Genomic DNA, 20777 nt, shown 5'->3' with positions numbered 1-20777 from the left:
ACCTGATCACAGTTTATTTATCGGCGAAAAGAGGTCGCTTTGTGTAATGAACTTGTTACAGCAAAAACAAACCAATCCCCTCTTACTGAATCATTAGCACACTTAGCCGTACAGTCAGCGTTACAGCCACAAATCATTCTTAAAAATTAAAGCTAGAAACACTGCCAACACCTGCAAGCTTTGTCTCTATTCACATGTTTAAATGCCCGAAATAGTGAAAAATATCCAGCAAGACAACAGAGTAACTAAATTTTACGCCCTGCTTTCAATAATTCTTACCCAAGGGTTACTCATTTCAGTATAGAATGTAAGTTTGTGTGCCGATTCCCAATTAGGAACAGATAGGATTAGAATGAAACAACATAAAATTCGTAAAGCAGTCATCCCTGTAGCAGGCCTTGGAACACGTATGCTTCCAGCCACCAAAGCTATCCCGAAAGAGATGCTGCCAGTTATGGACAAGCCACTGATCCAATATGTTGTCAGCGAGGCCATAGCCGCTGGAATTAAAGAAATCGTCCTAGTTACCCACGCCAGTAAAAACTCGGTTGAAAATCACTTCGATACTAGCTTTGAGTTAGAAACCCAACTCGAACGTCGCGTAAAACGTCAATTACTTGCCGAAGTGCAAGCAATCTGCCCTGCTGACGTTACGATTATCAGTGTGCGTCAGTCCCAAGCTAAAGGCTTAGGTCACGCAATCTTATGCGCTAAAAGTATCATCGGTGACTCTCCATTTGCCGTACTTTTACCCGACGTTATCATTGATGAAGTGAGTAGCAACTTAAGCCAAGATAACCTAGCTGATATGGTTGCCATATATGATGAGACTGAAGTCGGTCAGATCATGGTTGAAGGCGTGCCTCACGAACTGGTTAACCAATATGGTATTGCCGATATCAATGGTGCCGAGCTACAACCTGGACAGTCACTTCCGTTGACTCAGTTAGTAGAAAAGCCAAATGTTGATGATGCACCGTCTAATCTAGCGGTTGTAGGCCGTTATGTTTTACCTCCTGAAATATGGTCTTACCTAGCTAAGACGCCAGCAGGTGCAGGCGATGAGATCCAACTTACCGATGCGATTGCCATGCTCATGGAAAATCAAACCGTTAATGCCTATTACATGCAAGGTAAAAGTCACGACTGTGGTAATAAATTAGGTTATATGCAGGCTAATGTAGAGCATGCTTTGCGCCATAAGGAAATAGGCCCTGAGTTTGCAGAATATTTAAAAGCGATTGTTAAAACGCTTTAATTAAATCACTTTAGTAAAGCGTTAAAACACTTTAGCAAAACGCTTTAATTAAGATCTTAATAACGCTGTCAGCGTTGTTTTTCTTTCTTAAAGCGAACTGCCTAAATTAAAGGATTATAAAAATGACGATTCTAGTTACCGGCGGCGCTGGTTATATCGGCACACATACGGTTGTTGAGCTACTCAACAATGGGAATGATGTCGTTATCTTAGATAATCTTAGTAACTCAAGTGTTACAGCACTAAAAAGAGTCGAGCAAATCACAGGAAAATCGGTCACATTTTATCAAGGTGATGTGCTGAATAGAGCCTTCCTGCAAAAACTGTTTACTGACCATACGATTAAATCAGTTATTCATTTCGCAGGTTTAAAAGCCGTGGGGGAATCAGTAGCTCAACCACTGCGCTACTACGAAAATAATGTCACCGGCACCATAGTATTATGTGAAGTAATGGCTGAGTTTAATGTTAAAAACTTAGTGTTTAGCTCTTCAGCCACCGTTTATGGGGATCCTGCTAGCCTGCCGATAACCGAAGACTTTGCTACAGGGGCAACGAATCCCTATGGCCAGTCCAAATTAATGGTGGAACATATACTTGCAGATCTTTACCACTCAGATAACAGTTGGAATATCGCTCGATTACGATACTTTAACCCTGTTGGCGCACATGAGAGTGGGTTAATTGGTGAAGATCCTAATGACATTCCCAACAATCTGATGCCGTTTATTAGCCAGGTTGCTGTTGGAAAACGTGAACAACTAAGTGTATTTGGCAGTGATTATGATACCGTTGATGGTACGGGTGTAAGAGATTATATTCACGTCGTAGATTTAGCCATTGGTCACTTAAGAGCCTTAGATAAACTGCATACTCAGTCAGGACTTGTTACCTATAACTTAGGAACAGGACAAGGTTACAGCGTACTTGAAATGGTTAAAGCCTTCGAAAAAGCAAGTGGCACACACATTAAGTACCAACTTGTGGCGCGCAGACCTGGAGATATTGCAGCATGTTATGCAAATCCAGAAAAAGCGCAAAAAGAACTTAACTGGCACGCGACCCATAGTATCGATGATATGGCACAAAGCAGCTGGCATTGGCAGTCAAGTAACCCCAATGGTTATCAGAACGAAGGCTAAGGTCTTAGGTCCTAGATCTTAGGTCTTAGGTTCTAGTATCTAGTATCTAGCGCAGCGCTCTCGCAGTGAGCCTGCAAATGCCCTCCCTAAGTACCTTCTAAAATGAGTAATAAGATGAGCACGATTAATCAAAGCAGAAGAAGGCTTTTCAATCGTAAAAAGATGAATGCGATTCGCCCTCCTTGGGTCAAGCAGTCAATCGAATTTACCGATGAATGTACCCGCTGCGATAAGTGTATCTCCGCGTGTGAAACTCAAATTATTATCAAAGGTGATGGCGGTTTTCCTGAAATCGACTTTAAAATCGATGAGTGTACGTTTTGTAAAAAATGTGCTGATGCTTGCTTAGAGCCTATTTTTGAAGCTACAGACACAACACCTTGGCAAATGACGGCCGTAATTCAAGATAGCTGTATGGCCTATCAAGGGATCTGGTGCCAAAGCTGTAAAGACGCCTGCGACCCACGTGCGATTAGCTTTACCTTAGCAATAGGAAAAGCACCTGTGCCAAAGATAGATCTAGATGCGTGTAACGGATGCGGTGCTTGTGTGGCCCCCTGCCCATCAACAGCAATCATAGTTAAAAAGTTATAACGCGAACACATACGCTTATGAATAAAGCTAATCCTAAACAAAGTCATAAAGCTAAATAAAACGACTAATTCAAATAACCAAGTCAAATAACCAAGTCAAATAACTAAGTCAAACAACTAACTCAATAAGCCTCCGTGACTACGAAGCGCTACGTTTACCAAGAACGCGCAAAATACCAATCACTATACAAACAGCGCACAAGGCACCGGCTTTAATGACCGATGGCTTAATCTGCATTAACAGAGGGGTTACTCGCTCCACTATAGCCCTCTTCCCCGCTTGCCTTCAGCGCTTTGAATTCCCATTGAATGAACAGATACATAATCCAATTGGTATTACCAATCAGTATCAGAGAGTGAGCGACGCTCAGTATTTGGGTGAACTACTTCAAAGCGAATGGTCAATGAAATAGTTGCCTCTCTGTGAAGCCATTTATTGCTGAAGTAGGAAGCCAAAAATATGACATATAAGCGCCAAATTTAAGTGGTTTTTTTCACTTAAATTTCAAGGTAACATCTACGCAACTAAAACGGACAGTGGCGTCATTATGTTTAGAAAAAAAAGAAGCGGCGGGTTAACATTTATTGCTCAAGGTACCACTTTTACGGGTGAAACAGAGTTTGCGGCGGAAGCCCTCATTGCAGGCGAGCTCTTTGGTAAGGTCAACTCCAGCAACAATATTACTATCGAAAGCGGAGGGTTAATCGATGGTAAGCTTCACTGCACCGAACTAAGAGTCTCAGGTACTTTCCGAGGTAAACTCACATGCGACAAACTCAATATCAGCAGCACTGGACTGGTTGATGGTGAAGTGAACTGTCAATCTATGGAGATTTTTGAAGGCGGTCAGTTTATCGGCATGCGCGTAAAAGACGATATCGCCTTTTTGCCATCGAATATAGAGACTAAACAAAGCATCAGTAAATCTTCAAAGCAAGAACACATTGAAGATGCTGAGCTAAGCGTTAACTAATGTATTCGTGAACTATGCTGCTGTTAACAAGGGGGGAGTTAACGAGGATATAGCGTTAACTAGGCTTAGTTAACGCTATCATAGGCATTAGCCGTTTCATTTATGACTTGTAAAGATTTGAGCTTTGTGCGGCTTCTCTTTTGTACCACTTAGCTTTTACCACATCAGCCCTTTGTCACACTCAAAAAAGCTTGATGTCATAGCTTAGAGCAGATCCTGCTCTAAGCTTTTCTGTTTATACTCTCTAAGCAATAACAAAAACTCATTTGCAGGCCTATCTACCGTATCTGTTGAGATAAACAGGTGATAACCTAGATGTGCATCTAAAAGACGACAACGATGACCAAACATCGCCAACACGCCCTTAAAACGATCATTCTCTTCAACAAAAGGCGTAAACTCTTCTACCATTTGATTTTCTAATGTAGATAAGTCTTCATCTTGAGCAGATGCCGTCATCAGTAGAGGCCTTTGCTCGGTTAACAAACCCGCCGCTAACCTCAAGGAGATACATTCTAAAATGGGGCCCACCCGTTTTAGTTTAATTCCGATATAGGGTAGCGTCAGCGTATCAAGTCCCTGTAAGACACGAGGTTGATCTAAGCGCTGAATATTATCCCAAGTAATCACAACTTGACCGCGCCGATGAAAATATTTTATTCCTTGCGCAGTAAGCTCTACCGTCACCTCGGGCTCAACCAATTTAGATATTCCTAAAACTGCGGCTATAGCGCCAAATGCAAAAAACACCATACCCGGTGCAAACAGATGGTTACCAGATAAGAAAAGGCCTAAGCTGATCATAACGCTTAATAAACCGAAAAACGTGAGTGTTAGGCCATTTCGCTTATTGATGGGTCTAATCAGTAAAGCTTCATTTATCAACTTCTACATACTCTTATCATTAGGATACTTAACTCGATCCTAGCAGGTTATAAAATCAGGCGCGAGGCCGTTTATAAACAAGGTTCTAGGTTCTAAGTTCTAGGACCTTCTCAAAGACTTGACGGCATAAATGCCGACCTACTATGGTTAAGGTCCTTTTCCATAAATGAGCCAGCGAACGTTCCGTAAATCGTAAGGCCGCAGGCCATTCTACTTTTCCGTCTTTGCTTTCCCTAGGACCTGCTTTTCCAAGCACCTAGGACCTTCTCAAAGACTTGACGGCATAAATGCCAACCTACAATGGTTAAGGTGTTTTTCCGTAAATGAGCCAGCGAACGTTCCGTAAATCGCAAGGCTACAGGCCATTCCGTCTCAGCTCTAATCGTCTCAGCTTGTACCTAGAACCTGCTTTTCCTCGATCCTACGCCCTTCTTTTGCATGTTTAAGCTTGAACCACAGTAATCCCATATACTCATGAATCGCACGCTGGGAATTTAACAGGCTCTGTGCATCAAAACGCCACCAGTAAGTCTCTCTTTGAGCAAAATCTGTCGGTGCAGCACTAACATTCAGCTTTGCATTGGTAAAAATTGCCATAGCTCTTGGCATATGGCTTGCCGAAGTCACTAAACGAAACGGTGCCTCCGCGACTTCCCATTTCATAAATTGCGCTTCTTCGATGGTATCTTGCGCTAAAGGAAACTTAATAATGGACTCAGGAGCAACCCCTAATTCAACTGCAGCATCAAACATTATCTCGGCATGTGAGCGTGAAGATAGTCCTCCACTCCAGCCACTGACCACCAGTTTACACTCTCGCCCCAATGATAACTGGCGCACCCCCTCCGTTAATCTCGCAAGGGCTGTATTTGAAAGCTGCTGTACTGCGGTTAAGTTCGGGTTTTCATCATGGCCACTGCCTAAAACCATCACTAAGCAACCTTTGCCAATAGGTTGGTTATTCACCAGATATTGATCTTCTAGCGGCGCGATTAACCAATTACTTCCCCAGCTACTACTTAACACTATCAGCAAAATAGCTGCGATCATCAGTAAGTTTTTTGATGACCGACGGTTACGCATCACTAAATAAGCCAGTGCTATAAGCAACAGCACCATTGGTATTGGCATAAACAGCTGAGAGATAATCTTTTTTAACCAAAACATTGTAACGATTGCCTAGTGAAGAGAAATGTCTCAAAAGTGTAGCATGCTATTCTCTTCATTAATTTTATTCAGCACTAATTGATATTCATTATGTATCTCGCGATCTATAAATACGTCTGTTGATCGCATCGCGACTCTCCCTCTGTCTAAAAACCAGCTATCGTCCAAAAACAGAGCTCAATATTACGGACGAGTCAATAACATAAGGCTGCGAGTCTTAGAACCTCAGAATAACCAACACAAAAACAGAGAAAATGACAATCAGCTTAAACCTTAGCAACCGAGTATCACCACAACCAAGCCGCGCCGCGCACTCCTGAAGAACTGCCATAGACATTTTGTACCACCGGTGTGCGACACTCACCACCGAGTACATATTTGGATAGCAATTCTGGCAGTAATGGATAAATAGCATCAATGTTAGATACCCCACCACCTAGCACTATGATATCAGGATCCAGTAGATTGATGACATGGGCTAGAGAGCGGGCGAGTCTATCTATATAGCGTTCGAAGGCCGCACTAGCGAGCACGTCACCCTCCCTCATAAGTAGGGCAATATCACTACCCGTTGCGGCCAAGCCACCATAAAGCTGGTAGTCTCGCACCAAGCCGGTTCCTGAAATAAACGTCTCGATACAGTCTTGATTACCGCAAAAACAATTGGTTGAATTAAATTCTTCAGCGCTCATCCAGGGTAATGGATTATGGCCCCATTCGCCGCCGATCCCATTGCCACCACTATGCACTTTGCCATTAATTGCAATGCCCGCGCCGCATCCGGTGCCAATTATCACTCCAAAAACCATACTCTTACCGGCAGCTGCGCCATCTATAGCTTCGGAAACTGCAAAACAGTTGGCATCATTTGCCACTCTGACTTCTCTGCTTAAACGTTTACCTAGATCAATATCTAGAGGATGTCCGTTAATCCATGTGGAATTAGCATTTTTAACTAAACCTGAAAAGGGTGATACCACACCAGGGATCCCCACCCCCACACTCCCTTTTTCGCCAAGCAATTGCTCAGCCTCAAAAACTAAACGTTCGATTGCATCGAGCGTTGCGTTATATTCTCGAGGTGTTGGTACTCGTTTACGAAAAAGCTCCTCGCCCCGCTCACTCAGTGCTACAACCTCTATCTTTGTACCACCAAGATCTACGCCTATTCGCAACATGTTTTCCCCTTCAAAATGTTTGTCTTTATGCCATAGTTAGCAATCGATTTTGGTCTATCACTTCAACGAATAGGGCAGCTATTGAGCCTACCTGTAACCACATTCAATGAATATATTATTGGTATCCCTTACTCTAAAAAATCTAAATAACGCACTAATTTTTATGTTTATATTATTAGTAAGCGCTCATCTAGATACTGCAGTGCCTAGGCCATGTTCACCTAAGCATCTCTCAACTAGACACTATTCACTTAGGCACCTCTCGCCAAAGCACTGTTCACTTAAATAAGGTTCACCAAGGCACAACTCATCAAGCCTGTTTGTTTTTATCCCAATGGGGGGCATAAGCAATAAAGTAAGGATTCAAAATATCCTCTTTTTGATTGTAATCTAGAGGGACATCAGTGTCATATTGCATCACTTTACCACCCGCACTTTCTAACACAGCTTGAGCCGCTGCGGTGTCCCACTCACTCGTTAAACCTAAACGGGGATAAATATCTGCTTCGCCTTCAGCTAACAAACAAAATTTGAGTGAACTGCCTACACTTGTCATTTCATGCTCACCAATCTCTTGTAGGTAAGCTTGTAATCCTGGGCTGACATGTGAGCGACTGCCGACAATTCTAGGTATGACCGATGTCGACTGACTCACTTTAGTTAACGGCCTTGTGCTACCAGCCTGCTGCAACCAGGCTCCGGATCCTAATGAGCCATAAAAACATTTGTCCAACACGGGAGCATAAACCACCCCAGCAACGGCTCTATGGTTTTGAATAAATGCAATATTAACCGTAAATTCACCATTACGTTTTATAAACTCTTTTGTACCATCTAGCGGGTCAATCAGCCAATAAGACTGCCAGTGTCGTCTTTCTTGCCAGTCGATATTAGTCGACTCTTCTGACATAACAGGAATATCGGGCGTTAATTGTTTTAATCTTTGTACAATGACCTGATGACTCGCCAAATCGGCAGCAGTTACCGGACTATCATCAGCTTTCGTTATCACCCCAAGATCATCTTTAGCATAAATAGCCATAATGGCATCGCCAGCTTCTATCGCGATATCCTGAATCGACGCTAACCACTGTGGTTCAAATATTTTAGGCAATGTCTGTATCTCTATAATTTGTCAGCTTAATAAACGTATTATGCCAGTATTTTTCGATTGAAATTAATAACCAAATAATCATTCTATGTCTAAAATAGACTAAGGCGAATGGTAATCGGTTTTAGGAAGTTCGCAAGCTCAGCAACTCTCGGCCCTTCCGCTTTAGATTTTACTGTCTCAGCTTATACCGTCTTTGCTTTAACCTAGAACCAGCCTTTCCCAGAACCTAGGACCTTCTATGCTTTAAAGCGTTAGCGAAGCGTTCTGTAAGTGAGGCTGCGAACGTTCCGTATACCGTAACTGGCTTTAACCATCTTTGCTTTATATGTCACACTTTGTGTCTATTTATCGATTCACCTTTGTTAATCCTTTCTGCCTGCAGTGAATTCCTCTAAAATGCGCCCCATTGATAAAAGGGAACGCTATGAAACTCAAATTATTATCTGGATTATTACTGCTTGGTTGCAGCTCAGTGCAAGCGGCCTGGTGGGTTGAACCGACTGACTTACCCCTAAGAGCTGATATTCAATTGCTGTCTGATACCGGTGTCATTGTGCAGCCAATTACCACCTACCCGCTAATGTGGGCAGGCTTGAAGCAAGATATGGATAAAGCCGATCAAGCAGCTCTATCTAGCCAACAGCGCGATGCATTCGATAGAGTCAGTCGTGCTTATGACCATGACCATCGTGGCATGAGCAGCAAGATAGAACTTGCTGGAGGCTCAGATACCACACGCTTTATTGGTTTTGGCCAAGACTATCGTGATAAAGCAGAAGCAGCAGTATCAGCTGAAGTCACTAAAGATTGGTTTAGTGGCCGTCTATCAGCAAGTTATCATTTAGATCCTATCGACGGTAACAGTACTCGTTTAGATAATAGCTTTGCTGCTGTCATGTTAGGTAATTGGATTGTCAGTGCTGGCGCCCAGCAAAAGTACTGGGGACCAGGTTGGGATAGTGGTCTTATTCAAACTACCAACGCTAGACCTATGCCAGGAATGACGCTAAGCCGTAACAACAGCCAAGCATTCGACACACCGTGGCTAAACTGGATTGGTCCTTGGACCTTTACGACGTCGTTTAGCCAGATGGAAAGTGACCGTTACGTGCCTGACACCAAGCATTGGGGCGCTCGCGGAACATTACGACCTATTTCTAAGCTAGAAGTCGGTTTTTCATGGACTATGCAGTGGGGTGGCGAAGGTTACGGTAACAGTCTAGGTGACTGGTGGGATGGCCTATTTAATGGCGGAATGACTGAAGGTGAAATTGAAAACGGCCAAGAAAACATGTTGGCTGGTTACGATTTCCGCTGGTCTGATACGGCATTTGGTATTCCATACGGTATCTACTACGAGCGTATACACGAAGACTACCACAACGGTAAGAATAAGCTGATCAACTCGGCCAACTTGGGCGGTGTTGACTTCTTTTTCGCCGACCTTAATACCCGAGTCTTTGTTGAGTACTCCGACACACAAGTCGCTTGTGGTATTGACCCTGATGCATACAACTGCTTATATGAGCATGGATTTTATAAAAATGGTTACCGTTATTATGGTCGCAGTCTAGGTAGTACCTATGACAATGATGCCACTACCTTAGTAGTTGGCGGAATTACACAGCTGAGCGGCGGACAAAACATCAGCAATAAATTCCGTTGGTTAAGACTCAATACTGACGGGACAGATGCAAATATTGGTATTGGTGGTAACCCTGTATCACCAGGCGAGTACGAGCGCGTTTATCAGTTTGATACCAGTTATCACAGACCTTTCTATCAAGGAACATTAAAAGTCGGTGGCACGGTTGGTTACAGTCAATATGTGACTTCGGGTGGTCATGACTGGGATACAACGATTTACGCTGGCTGGGAAAGAACTTTCTAGTATTTAGAAAACTTCTATTCTAGGCTCTAGGCCGTTCACGGGCTCACTTCGAGGACGGCCTAGAGCCAATAAAAACAAGGCCCTAGGTTCTAGGACGCTTCGATCCGAGGACGGACTGCGTCCTGCTAGGAAAATCAAAAGCGATACAGAACCCCCTTAAACCTTCTAGCCCGTTCATGCTGTTACTTTTCCGTCTCAGCTGTTACCGTATTTGCCCTTACCTAGGATCTGTTTTTCCTAATACCTGCTTCACCTCGCAAGTTTTGTTCCTTAATCATAGCGTGTAACTGCTCTTGCCATGAAGCCCTGAGTAGGCTTTCAGGCTTTATATCTAATTGTTGACATAACTTCTGTGCACTCAAGGCGCTTTGATGTGGCCTTTGGGCGATACACCCCTTATGCAATGCTTGCCAAGCTAATGTGCTAATAGGCTCTATTTTGCACGACCTTATATTCACTTCCAGTCCAGATTCAGGCTCTTGTTCAGGCTCTTTTTCAGGCTCAGATTCAAGCTCAGAGAAGCTGAGCGTTAACCGCTGAATTTCACCTGCCAACTCAAACCAAGAACAACTTGCCCCACCAGCATAATGATACAGGTTGCACACACCTACCCCTGAATTCTCGGTCAGCCGGCTAATATTAACTTTTGAGCCCAGTGTTTGTGTTTGTGTTTGTGTTTGTTTTACTAGCTTTAAAATCATTACAGCTAATGCTTCACACCAGGTTGGGCTGCCATATTGATCAGCAATGACAGCTAACTTATCTTTTACTTTAAACAATCCCTGCATAGTTTTGACAAAGTTATGCCCCCTACAACTGTATAGCCAGGAGGTACGAATAACCTTAGCCTTAAAGCCTAAGATATCACTTACCCAGCGCTCACCTTCGAGTTTACTCTTGCCATAGATAGACAGTGGCGCCGTAGGATCTTGCTCTACGTATGGGCGTTTGAGCACACCGTCAAACACAAAATCGGTCGAGATATGCACCATACAAATGTTTCGGCCATGACACTCACTCGCAATTAACTTAGGGCCATTAGCATTAACAGACATCGCTTTTTCAATATCTAACTCAGCCTGATCAACACGGTTATAGGCGGCGCAATTAATCACCACATCAGGCTTGTAAGTATCAAAGGCCGTGCGAATTGAATCAATATCGCAAATATCTAGCTGCTGACGACAAAGCCCTATCACGGCATCGCTGGGGTCTAAACATTCACTCACTTCTGGCAATAAGGTCTGCAACATTTGTTGAGCAGCCGTGCGCTGTGCAATATTCACTTGCGTAAGCTCTGCTATAGACAATAACGCCTGCGCTAATTGACTAGCTGCACCCGTGATAAGAATTCGCATCTTGTTTTGATAATCTCTTCTATCTTTAGTTTTAGGTTTATTTAGGTTTAGCTCTAGTTCTAACTTTAGTTTGGGTTTTAGTTTGGGTTTTAGTTTAGTTTTAGTTTGATCAAGATTTTTCGAGTAACACTGAATACTCATCTAACGAGCCATGGCCTCGTGATGATAGAAACGCTAATAGCGCCTCAGGACTCCGGTTCAGTAGCCTATCTAGAGGAAAATCAGCTTGCTCGATGATCAGCTCAGCCTGTGTAAAATCGCCCAAGCTGTATGCCACATGAGAGTCAGAGCCCATTACTAACAACCCGCCAGCGTCTTTAACCGCTTTAGCAATTGCCAAGCAATTATGCTCGCTACCTTTTCGAGAGGTTAAAAAAGAAGAGTTATTAATCTCAAGCGCTACATTACTTTCAGCTGCAGCTTTAGCAACTGCATTGATATCGATAGGATACGCCGGGTTTCCAGGATGAGTAATGATGTCAACATGACCACTGTTAATACAGTTAATCAATGCTGTGGTATGATTTTCTTTATTGCTTGGCGCAAAAACAGGCTCATGAAAACCAGCTAAAACAATATCTAATTCTTGTAAGTAATCGCCAAAGAAGTCTATTTCACCGACCACATTTTTAATATTAGCTTCGATACCTCGTAAAATACCCACGCCATCAACCATTCTAGGTAATACCCGCAAGTTTACAAAATGCCAAAAATGGGGCGCATCGGCCATATCAGGGCCATGATCTGTACAAGCAAATAGTTTTATCCCCTTATGTTTCGCCATCGCAATATATTCTTGCAAGGTACTGTATGCATGGGTTGAAGCAATTGTATGAGTATGGGTATCAACAAGATATTTCATTTCAGTCTCTTCTGTACAAAAGGTTCAAACAAAAAAAGAGTAGACTGCCAGTCTACTCTTTTCGTTAAGATAGCTCTATCGGTAACATAAGCTCACTGATATATAAGTGCCCGCTAAGTATGCGCGTTATCTATATGCTCAAACCTATCCATGCTCAAACCTATCCATGCTCAAACCTATCCATGCTCAACACATCATGTCTAAATCATTAATGGTCTATAACGTTTATTGAGTTAAAAAAGTCACAAGCTGTTACTTTGCTTCAAGTAGCCCAAATGGCTTAATGGCTTAATGGCTTAAGCTATTTTCTAATTCATCCCATGTTTGGCGTTTACGATAAATGGTTGATGCGCTGATATCCAGCAAGGCCGCAGCTTTAGGCACATTACCCTTACATAAGGCTATCGCATTCTCGATTGTCTGCTTCTCTGTGAGCCATAGCGGTACAATATCATCGCTATTTGTCTCTGACGTTTTTTCTGAAAAATGTTCAGTAGAAACAAACTCTGGTTGCTCAATACCGTCAAGAAAAGAGGCGTGGGCTGAATGCGGCGCCCCAACCGGGGGGCTATTCTTCTGTTGAACCGCGTGTTGAATAGCCTTTGAAGTTTCTGCAGGCTGAGCCTCTAGGGCTGTGGTCACTTGTATCGGTAACATATCAAGCTCGACCAACTCGCTATCGTTTAATACCACTATCTGCCTGATAACATTTTGCAGTTGCCTAACATTACCCGGCCATTGATAAGACTTTAAACACTGCTTAGCATCACTACTTATGCCTTTAAACCCCTTTCCCTCTTCCTTGTTGTATTCTTTAAGTAAGTTAGCTGCAAGTAATAAGATATCTTTACCCCGCATTCTTAATGGCGGCAGCTCGATAGGGATAACATGCAGTCGATAAAACAGATCTTCTCTAAAGCGCCCAGCTTTAACCTCTTCCCAGGGTACCCGATTAGTTGCGCTAACAAAGCGTACATCGACTTTTTCTTCTTTAGTGCCACCTACACGCTGAAATACGCCAGTTTGAATAAAGCGTAATAGCTTACTTTGTAGTTCAAGATCCATCTCGCAGATCTCATCTAGAAATAACGTCCCATTATGAGCTCGGGTCGCTGCGCCATCTCTATTGGCAATCGCTCCGGTAAATGCCCCTTTAGTGTGCCCAAAAATCTCACTTTCAATCAAATCTTTAGGAATTGAAGCACAATTTAATGCCACAAAAGGCCCTTCTCGGCGTTTGCCCGCGTTATGGATAGCATGCGCACATACTTCTTTACCGGTTCCGCTTTCCCCAATGATAAACGCTGAAGCTTTACTGTTCGCAACGCAATCTATGGTTTTATAAACCGTTTGCATTGCCAGTGACTCACCGATGAATCCCATATAGTGCGGTTTAGGTAAACTGCTCTCATATTTTGCCACCAGATTGACCAGCTGACGCTGCTTCAAGGCGTTCCTAACGGTGATTGATAAACGTTTCGCATCAAATGGTTTAACAAGAAAATCAAATGCCCCCAAACGCATTGCATCAACAGCAATATCAATTGTGCCGTGGGCGGTGATCATAATGACAGTGATATCTGGATATGCTTGCTGAACGGTTTCCAAAATATCCATTCCTGACATATCAGGTAGTTGAATATCGAGCACCAACAAATCAGGTTGCCATTGTTTCAGTTCATTCAGGGCATCTTCCCCATGATTAACATGAGTTACCCTCGATCCCTCTGCTCGCAGATATTCAGTATATAACGCTCCGAGCGACATACTGTCTTCAACTAGCAATGTGGTAAATGAGCTCGTTATATCCATATAAAGTCAGCCTATAAATATTGAAGTCGAGATGGGGGAAAGGTCGTTCAACATCATTAACAACAAGGTATCACATAAATCAAACAGGGTTTTACCGTTTGCGTTTGATTCTTAAGATTTAATAAAATTTAATCATATGTAAGTTTAGCAGTTAATCCTCCTTAAGATATTGCTCCAAAGCGTTGCTGAAATAAACTGAGCGTTTGTCCGCCTACCTCGATAACCTCATCCAGTAAAGTGGCAACTTGCTGTAAATCCTCTGTCTTAGCACTTAACTCTAGGTTTTTAGCCACCTCTGAGAGTGCCAATGCACCAAAGCTGCCAGCACTACTTTTAAGTGTGTGTGCCTGTAGGTCTATTTCTGCTAACGCAAAATCTTTACCGCTTTTATAGCTAGATGCGATGACTTTTAACGTGTTCAGCCTATCTTGCGCTTCAGTTAAAAAAACCATAAACATGCGTTGCATGGCTTCTTCACCTAGCATACCGTTGAGATCATCCAGTGTTTTCTCGTCAATAATGGTCATTCGCACCTCATTGCTGTTACCGCTCTGATATTTATCTTGTTGCTGGCTTACTTTTAGCTCTGGTTTTAGCTCTGGTTTTAGCTCTGGTTTTAGCTCTGGCTCAATCGATTTTTGTACTTTCGATTGAACCATTGAGTCCGATTTATTAGAAACACTCACCGAAGAGGTTACTACGCATTGCCCCCCTAACTCTGCCCCGACGACAGACTTAAGCATAGCCTTATCGGCAGCAGGCACAATCCATTGATTAACAACCTGAACTAAATTATCTCGATTTACCGGCTTTGGCACAAAGTCTTTCATGCCAGCCTTCATACACAGTTCAACATCTTCTTTTTGTACATTCGCAGTCATCGCAACAACGGCTTGATTAGGATTAAAACACAATATCTTCTGAGTCGCCTCGATACCATCCATCTCGGGCATTCTCATATCCATTAAGATAAGCCCATACTCTTTGCGCCTAGCCATCTCCAATGCTTCAATACCGTTGTTTGCAATCTCCACTCTGAAACCTGCTTTACTCAATAATGCACTGGCAACAATCTGATTGGCCGGACTATCCTCGGCCAGTAAAATAGGCAGATGTACCTGCTTATTGGCAATGGTAGTCGGTTTACTCTGCACGTCCTTAGACGCTAGTTCATGCTCACCCATTAGCGCTGCTAACATCATGTCTCGGCTCAAGGGCTTATTAATAACCTGCTCTACACCAACCTCTTTTAAGATTTTAGAAGCTTCTGGCACAACCACTGTCATTAATGCAGCCATCAAACCTTGTTCGCATAAATAATCCTGTTTTAGCTCATTAGCCTGCGCAACACTCAAATCAAATAGACAGTGTTCGTCAATCAAAATCAGATCAAACCGTTCTTGGTTCTGTAACGAGCTGAATATGCAATCAATGCTGTCAACACAAACGGTCGTCACCCCATACTGGTTATATTGCCTTTGCACTAACTGACTATACGTATCGTTTGGATGTACTAAAAGCACTCGAGAGTGGGGAGATACGATATTCACTGCGGGGGTTGCACTGCAATCGCGCTTAAGTAACAGATCAAAACTAAAACAGCTCCCCTTTCCTTGTTGACTATTAACCCCAATGCAGCCTCCCATCTGTGCAATAATCTCGGCACAAATAGCTAAACCTAACCCCGTACCGCTATAATTTGTATTGTGAGAATCATGTACTTGGCTAAACTCTTCAAATAATGTCGCTTGAGCGGCCTCAATAATACCAATCCCTTGATCTGAGACTTTGCAATACAAGCGAGTCTCATCATTACCGGGGGCTGCTAGCTGCATTTCAATGGCAACACAGCCACCACAAGAGAATTTAATCGCATTGTCGATTAAATTATGCAGCACCTGCCTGAGTCTTTGTCCGTCACCAAGTACGGTTTCTGGCACGTTTTTGTTTATAAAACTGGCGAGAGCGATCCCCTTGTCTTGAGCTTTTGGCGATAAAACCTGTAGAACTTGCGCCGCTAATTTTGCTGGTGAGAATACGCTCTCTTCCAGTACCATCTGGCCGGCTTCGATTTTAGAGAAATCCAAAATATCATTAATAGTGCTCAATAATGCCGTCCCAGCTTCTTTGGCTGTATTGGCGTAAATACGCTGCTCTTTATTCAAACTCGAGTCCAATAATAAATCCACACTCCCCAATACCGCATTGAGCGGGCTACGGATCTCATGACTCATGGTCGCTAAAAATCGAGATTTTGCTTCACTCCCCAACTCCGCCTGCTCTTTGGCAAATTTAAGCTGTGCCTCATACTTAATACGTTGTGAAATATCGCGAACAAACGCTGTAAATAACATCTCCTGTCCGAGTTGTACTGGAATTAGTGTCAGTTCAATTGCAACCATTTCACCATCCGAACGTATCGCTTTTGTCTGTATTGAATGCTTAACGCTCGTAGCTTGAACAGGCGTAATGTATTGCTCAAAAAAATGCTCAAAGTGTTGGAGTTCTTCCCCAGTAAAGATGGTACTCCCTATCGGTTGCCCAACCATCTGGCGTGTATGCAGTTTAAACAGTAGACATGCTGCATTATTCACCTCCTGGATTTTCCCTGCGGTATCAATGGTGATCAGCGCGTCTTTACTTCCCTCTAATGTGGCTAATAAAATCGACTCAGTCCTTTGCGCTGCAAGCTGGGCTTGCTTTACATCACTGACATCCTTTACAAGCCCCAAAAATAGCACTTCGTCGTCAATACACATTGTTGAAATTGAAAGTTCAATTGAAAAAAGGCTGCCACCTTTTTTCTGTGCAATTAACTCTCTACCTTTGCCTATTATCGTTACTTCACCTCCATCTAAGTAATCCCGAATATAGCCATCATGAAACTGCCGTTCATTTGGTGGCATTAACAATGACACATTCCTGCCGATAAGATCTGACGAGCTATAGCCGAAAAGGCGGCTAACAGCGGGGTTTACCTCCTTTATTATCCCTTTTTGGTCGACAATAAAAAAACCATCAACGGCGGTCTGCAAAATGGTATTCAGTCGAGTATTTGCACTCTCTAACGCTTGGGTTTTATCCGCTATTTTCTTGACCATTTGATTAAATGCAAACATGGCTTTGCCAATTTCATCATCACTGTTAACAGGGATCTGCACTTGTGACTCCCCCTGCAAAACTCGCTGCGATGCAGCTTTAAGCTGTGCCAAATTGCGGGTTAAATAGTGGCCTAACAACCAAGAAAAGAGGGCTACTAAGAACATCTCTACGGCTGCAATAGCCAAAAAACGTGTTCTAGCATCAGTAATAAAACTATCTAATTGGGCCGTATCAAATCCTAATTCTACTTTGCCATAACTAAAGCCTGATTCTTGTATGCTCCTTTCAATATCGAGAATACCGTCATCAACATTCGCTATCCCACTGTCTAGTGAGCCATTAGCCTCACCGTTCATTCTGCCGGCACTCACCAAGAGTCGGTTTTGGTCATAAATATTAACGTAGAGAACCTGAGACGTTGTCAGTAGCTCGTTAGCAAGGACATGGAGAGTGGATAAATCACTGCTAATCACCGCATCTTTTGCGGCAGCAGCAAAAAGTGACGCGGTAGAGCTGGCTCGCTTTTCAATTTCGGTTTGGTTTGAGGTTTTTAAATAATCAACACTGGTATAGACCAGCAACATTAACAGCAAACCTTCGATTATTCCGATCCCTAAAATAGTCTTTATTCGAAATGACACTATTGGTTCTCCTTTAACGGCGCGTTAAGCTCACTTAACGCTAACGCACGCACATCATCCCAATCGCCACTTGCTGCAGCCTCCATCCCTTTAAAACCCAAGCCCTTTAATAGTGAGCGCCCTTTGCTCGTTGTTGAAAGCGCTAATAACTCACTGAGTAGTACTTGTCGAAGTTCTCGAGATACTCGCGGGTGGGTAGCAATAGCATGAGGAGTGTAGCCGGGAGTGCTCCATAAGACCTTTAGCTTTTCAGTGACATCACTATCCATATTGTTAAATGTACGCCCCACGCCTCCGCCAGCATCGACAAGCCCCTGAGCCACCGCAAGATATACAGAATCATGTGACCCCACATACTTAGTGCTATGAACAATACCTTGCTGTTTTAAAATCGCGCGAGGAATCACGCTCGCAGCAAAAGCTGCGGGAGCCGGAAAGGCAAGTGACTTGCCCTTAAGATCGGCAAGCTTGGTTATTTTGGAGTCTTTATTTACAACAATAAGACCTTTGATGTATTTATCTTGTTCCTTTGCTAAGGCGATATAGCCAGGGGATGCGTTAAATACCGTGAAATGATATGGATTCATATAAGCAATATCGTACTCACCATTTGCTAAACGCATTTCAAAAGTGGGAATATCCGGCGCTGTTGCAAATTGCAAATTAAGCTTTGCATTTTGCGACAACTCAGCTAAAACCGGAGCCCAACCTCTTGCCAAAGTACTCGCTGCCTGTTGTGGCACAACGCCAAACGTCAACACCCTAGGCGCTACATCTGCAGCCATTGTTATGGCGCTATAGCAAGATATAAAAATAACCCAATATAAAACAATAGCTTTAGTAAACAATGGCATTACAGGCATTCACTTATATCCCTATTTTTAAACACATTGAGTTGCTAACTATTTAGTTAACTAGATACTTATTTACAGTAATCAGCAATCCTTGTGCCAACCAACTAAAAAATTAACGGTAAATAGCTTTCGGTTGTCTGGCATAAAGCTTGCTTTGATGTAACACCCCTAGCAATTTCAATCCAAGAGGAAGACGATGCCTTTATCTTCTGAGCTTAACAGGCAGTATAAAATCATCCTTGTGGAAGACAGCGATAGTGAGCGTTGCTTGCTACTGCAGTTACTCGATGCGATGGGATTTAAAGCCCAAGGTTTCTCTAATGCCAAAGCAGCGATAGCACAGATCCAGCTGGAACATGTCGATATAGTTATCACCGACTGGATGATGCCCACCACCAGTGGTATTGAGCTGTGTCAGAAAATAAAATCAATGCCCTGTTCGCCATATACCATATTGCTTACCAGTAATAATCAAAACGCACACATCATCGAAGGAATCGAGTCTGGAGCCGATGACTTTATCGCTAAACCCTTTCACACTGGCGTGTTAAAAGTCAGGATCCTTGCGGGGCTGCGCATTATCGAGATGCAACAAGCGTTAGAACGCCAGAATGTAGCATTGAACCAAATGTTAATAAGAGAGCAAGATTATCTAAGTAAACTAAAACAAGATCTCTCTACTGCCGCTCAATTACAACGAGCCTTACTGCCTAAAAATACCGATTTAACCGCAGGATGGCGAGTCAACGCCGCTTTTAAACCGGCTCAAGATCTCGCCGGAGATGTTTTTCAATGCTTCAACATTGGTCAACATCATATCGGTTTCTATTTATTGGATGTGAGCGGACACGGCACTGCAGCCTCAATGTTAAGTTTTACATTAGCGCACCACTTATCTTGTCATCAGGAGATCTGGCAATCGCTTGATCTATGTAAAATTGCCAACAAGGTCAACCAAGAGTTTGACGACCCTGAGCAGTCCGGGCGCTTCGCTACCATGTTGCTCGGAATGGTAAACACCCAAAACGATAGCATCGAGCTAATCAATGCAGGGCACCCCTCGCCTATTCTTGTTAGTCCCACTGGTGCAAAGTTTATTGATGATCCAGATATTGGTAGCCAACTCCCCATTGGGATCAGTAAGCAATATCACTATCAAAGCCAACAATTCACCTTAGAGCAAGGCTGCCAACTCTTGCTTTATTCCGATGGTATTTACGAATGTCGCCATAGTAAGTTTGGCAACTTTGGCTTACCGAAATTACTCAAAAATGTACGTGATGCAAGATCGCTATCGGCAGAGAAACTATTAAATTACCTCTGCTATAGCTCAGAACTTTGGCAAGAGAAACAAGCACAAGACGACATATCACTCATGCTCATCTCATCCACAAATAGCTCGGCTCATTGTGGCTCTCAGATGTGAGGAAATACATATGAATAGCTTACAGTTCAATCTAAATAGCAATATCATGACGACCCATTCTATCAGCAGAGAGATGGAGCAATTTTTACTGCAAAATCAGGTATCCGATACGAAACGATTCAAGGTGATCACCTGTGTGTTAGAAGCGGTTTCAAATGTATTTATGCATGCAAGCCCAGAGCTGGACTCCATGATAATCGTGTTGCATTGTGACGAGCACAAGATAACCATCGATCTACTCGATGACTCTACACAGCAAACCTTGGAAGCACCAAAGACTTGCCCGCCAGCCGAGTCACTATCAGGCCGAGGACTATGGATAATTAACAACTGGATGGACAGTGTACGAATGCAAAAAACTGTTGCTGGCACCCACTTACAACTGATGCTTGCAGTTTAAAGTAAAGCAAGAAAGGTAACAGGTATGAGGTGTAAGGAATGATCCTGAGACTGTAACTAACTTTGTGTAACTGCTTATCAAACTGTACTCTAAAAAGAGTCAAGGATAGGCGTATAATCA

At 43.1% G+C, this 20777-nt stretch carries 16 protein-coding genes; 7 read left to right on the top strand and 9 right to left on the bottom strand.

From position 1 onward, the window contains the following. Positions 1-352 precede the first annotated feature (352 nt). The 4 genes from galU to ACVBIO_RS19555 all read left to right on the top strand — a co-directional run bounded on the left by galU (position 353) and on the right by ACVBIO_RS19555 (position 3967). A complete protein-coding gene (galU, locus tag ACVBIO_RS19570; protein WP_447162672.1) occupies positions 353-1258 on the top strand; it encodes a UTP--glucose-1-phosphate uridylyltransferase GalU in 906 nt (301 codons plus the stop codon). Positions 1259-1380: 122 nt separating this feature from the next. Next, positions 1381-2400: a UDP-glucose 4-epimerase GalE gene (galE, locus tag ACVBIO_RS19565; protein WP_447162673.1), complete on the top strand. Its 1020-nt coding sequence runs from the start codon at positions 1381-1383 to the stop codon at positions 2398-2400. 114 nt (positions 2401-2514) lie between these two features. Further along, positions 2515-2994 (top strand): ferredoxin-type protein NapF, encoded by a 480-nt coding sequence (gene napF / locus ACVBIO_RS19560; protein WP_447164347.1) that lies wholly within the window; start codon positions 2515-2517, stop codon positions 2992-2994. Between the two features lie 547 nt (positions 2995-3541). After that, positions 3542-3967, top strand: a complete 426-nt coding sequence (locus ACVBIO_RS19555) for a bactofilin family protein (protein WP_447162675.1) — start codon at positions 3542-3544, stop codon at positions 3965-3967. A 204-nt stretch (positions 3968-4171) separates the two neighbouring features. On the opposite strand, the gene ACVBIO_RS19550 is transcribed toward ACVBIO_RS19555, so the two are convergent. From ACVBIO_RS19550 to cysQ, 4 genes are all read right to left on the bottom strand, one after another. Continuing rightward, the gene (locus ACVBIO_RS19550) at positions 4172-4852 is read right to left on the bottom strand and encodes a DUF2982 domain-containing protein (RefSeq protein WP_447164346.1); all 681 of its coding nucleotides are present in this window, start codon (positions 4850-4852) and stop codon (positions 4172-4174) included. 387 nt (positions 4853-5239) lie between these two features. Continuing rightward, entirely contained in the window at positions 5240-6019 is a 780-nt protein-coding gene (locus ACVBIO_RS19545; protein WP_447162580.1) for a YdcF family protein, read from the bottom strand. 287 nt (positions 6020-6306) lie between these two features. Then, on the bottom strand, positions 6307-7197 hold the full coding sequence (mak, locus tag ACVBIO_RS19540; RefSeq protein ID WP_447173230.1) for a fructokinase: 891 nt from the start codon (positions 7195-7197) through the stop codon (positions 6307-6309). A 310-nt stretch (positions 7198-7507) separates the two neighbouring features. After that, entirely contained in the window at positions 7508-8329 is an 822-nt protein-coding gene (cysQ, locus tag ACVBIO_RS19535; protein ID WP_447162593.1) for a 3'(2'),5'-bisphosphate nucleotidase CysQ, read from the bottom strand. 406 nt (positions 8330-8735) lie between these two features. On the opposite strand from cysQ, the gene ACVBIO_RS19530 reads away from it, so the two are divergent. Further along, the gene (locus ACVBIO_RS19530) at positions 8736-10202 is read left to right on the top strand and encodes a capsule assembly Wzi family protein (RefSeq protein ID WP_447173229.1); all 1467 of its coding nucleotides are present in this window, start codon (positions 8736-8738) and stop codon (positions 10200-10202) included. Positions 10203-10423: 221 nt separating this feature from the next. Here the strand turns inward: ACVBIO_RS19530 and rfbD are convergent, their stop codons facing one another. The 5 genes from rfbD to ACVBIO_RS19505 form a co-directional block, all read right to left on the bottom strand. Beyond that, positions 10424-11701, bottom strand: coding sequence for a dTDP-4-dehydrorhamnose reductase (rfbD, locus tag ACVBIO_RS19525; protein ID WP_447173228.1), 1278 nt, complete (start codon positions 11699-11701; stop codon positions 10424-10426). Next, positions 11670-12422: a PHP domain-containing protein gene (locus ACVBIO_RS19520; protein ID WP_447162584.1), complete on the bottom strand. Its 753-nt coding sequence runs from the start codon at positions 12420-12422 to the stop codon at positions 11670-11672. Before ACVBIO_RS19520 ends, rfbD begins: the two co-directional genes overlap by 32 nt. Positions 12423-12710: 288 nt before the next feature. Next, positions 12711-14234, bottom strand: coding sequence for a sigma-54-dependent transcriptional regulator (locus ACVBIO_RS19515; RefSeq protein ID WP_447173227.1), 1524 nt, complete (start codon positions 14232-14234; stop codon positions 12711-12713). Between the two features lie 161 nt (positions 14235-14395). Then, positions 14396-17977: a PAS domain S-box protein gene (locus ACVBIO_RS19510; RefSeq protein ID WP_447173226.1), complete on the bottom strand. Its 3582-nt coding sequence runs from the start codon at positions 17975-17977 to the stop codon at positions 14396-14398. Continuing rightward, complete coding sequence (locus tag ACVBIO_RS19505) at positions 17977-18762, bottom strand: phosphate/phosphite/phosphonate ABC transporter substrate-binding protein (RefSeq protein ID WP_447170193.1); 786 nt, start codon at positions 18760-18762, stop codon at positions 17977-17979. Before ACVBIO_RS19505 ends, ACVBIO_RS19510 begins: the two co-directional genes overlap by 1 nt. 265 nt (positions 18763-19027) lie before the next feature. Between ACVBIO_RS19505 and ACVBIO_RS19500 the strand changes: the two genes are divergently transcribed. After that, the gene (locus ACVBIO_RS19500; protein ID WP_447173225.1) at positions 19028-20257 is read left to right on the top strand and encodes a SpoIIE family protein phosphatase; all 1230 of its coding nucleotides are present in this window, start codon (positions 19028-19030) and stop codon (positions 20255-20257) included. A gap of 10 nt (positions 20258-20267) precedes the next feature. Next, positions 20268-20657, top strand: a complete 390-nt coding sequence (locus ACVBIO_RS19495) for an ATP-binding protein (protein WP_447162588.1) — start codon at positions 20268-20270, stop codon at positions 20655-20657. The last annotated feature ends 120 nt before the right edge of the window (positions 20658-20777 follow it).

Source organism: Shewanella sp. 0m-8 (genome assembly GCF_052977265.1).
Note: the sequence above shows the minus strand (reverse complement) of the source record. Positions and strands in the feature narration are given on the sequence as shown.

What these genes read in the sequence shown, in the direction of transcription:
- galU (WP_447162672.1), top strand. Translation starts at nt 353, where the DNA reads ATGAAACAACATAAAATTCGTAAAGCAGTCATCCCTGTAGCAGGCCTT.
- galE (WP_447162673.1), top strand. Translation starts at nt 1,381, where the DNA reads ATGACGATTCTAGTTACCGGCGGCGCTGGTTATATCGGCACACATACG.
- napF (WP_447164347.1), top strand. Translation starts at nt 2,515, where the DNA reads ATGAGCACGATTAATCAAAGCAGAAGAAGGCTTTTCAATCGTAAAAAG.
- ACVBIO_RS19555 (WP_447162675.1), top strand. Translation starts at nt 3,542, where the DNA reads ATGTTTAGAAAAAAAAGAAGCGGCGGGTTAACATTTATTGCTCAAGGT.
- ACVBIO_RS19545 (WP_447162580.1), bottom strand. Translation starts at nt 6,019, where the DNA reads ATGTTTTGGTTAAAAAAGATTATCTCTCAGCTGTTTATGCCAATACCA.
- mak (WP_447173230.1), bottom strand. Translation starts at nt 7,197, where the DNA reads ATGTTGCGAATAGGCGTAGATCTTGGTGGTACAAAGATAGAGGTTGTA.
- ACVBIO_RS19530 (WP_447173229.1), top strand. Translation starts at nt 8,736, where the DNA reads ATGAAACTCAAATTATTATCTGGATTATTACTGCTTGGTTGCAGCTCA.
- rfbD (WP_447173228.1), bottom strand. Translation starts at nt 11,701, where the DNA reads ATGAGTATTCAGTGTTACTCGAAAAATCTTGATCAAACTAAAACTAAA.
- ACVBIO_RS19520 (WP_447162584.1), bottom strand. Translation starts at nt 12,422, where the DNA reads ATGAAATATCTTGTTGATACCCATACTCATACAATTGCTTCAACCCAT.
- ACVBIO_RS19515 (WP_447173227.1), bottom strand. Translation starts at nt 14,234, where the DNA reads ATGGATATAACGAGCTCATTTACCACATTGCTAGTTGAAGACAGTATG.
- ACVBIO_RS19505 (WP_447170193.1), bottom strand. Translation starts at nt 18,762, where the DNA reads ATGGCTGCAGATGTAGCGCCTAGGGTGTTGACGTTTGGCGTTGTGCCA.
- ACVBIO_RS19500 (WP_447173225.1), top strand. Translation starts at nt 19,028, where the DNA reads ATGCCTTTATCTTCTGAGCTTAACAGGCAGTATAAAATCATCCTTGTG.
- ACVBIO_RS19495 (WP_447162588.1), top strand. Translation starts at nt 20,268, where the DNA reads ATGAATAGCTTACAGTTCAATCTAAATAGCAATATCATGACGACCCAT.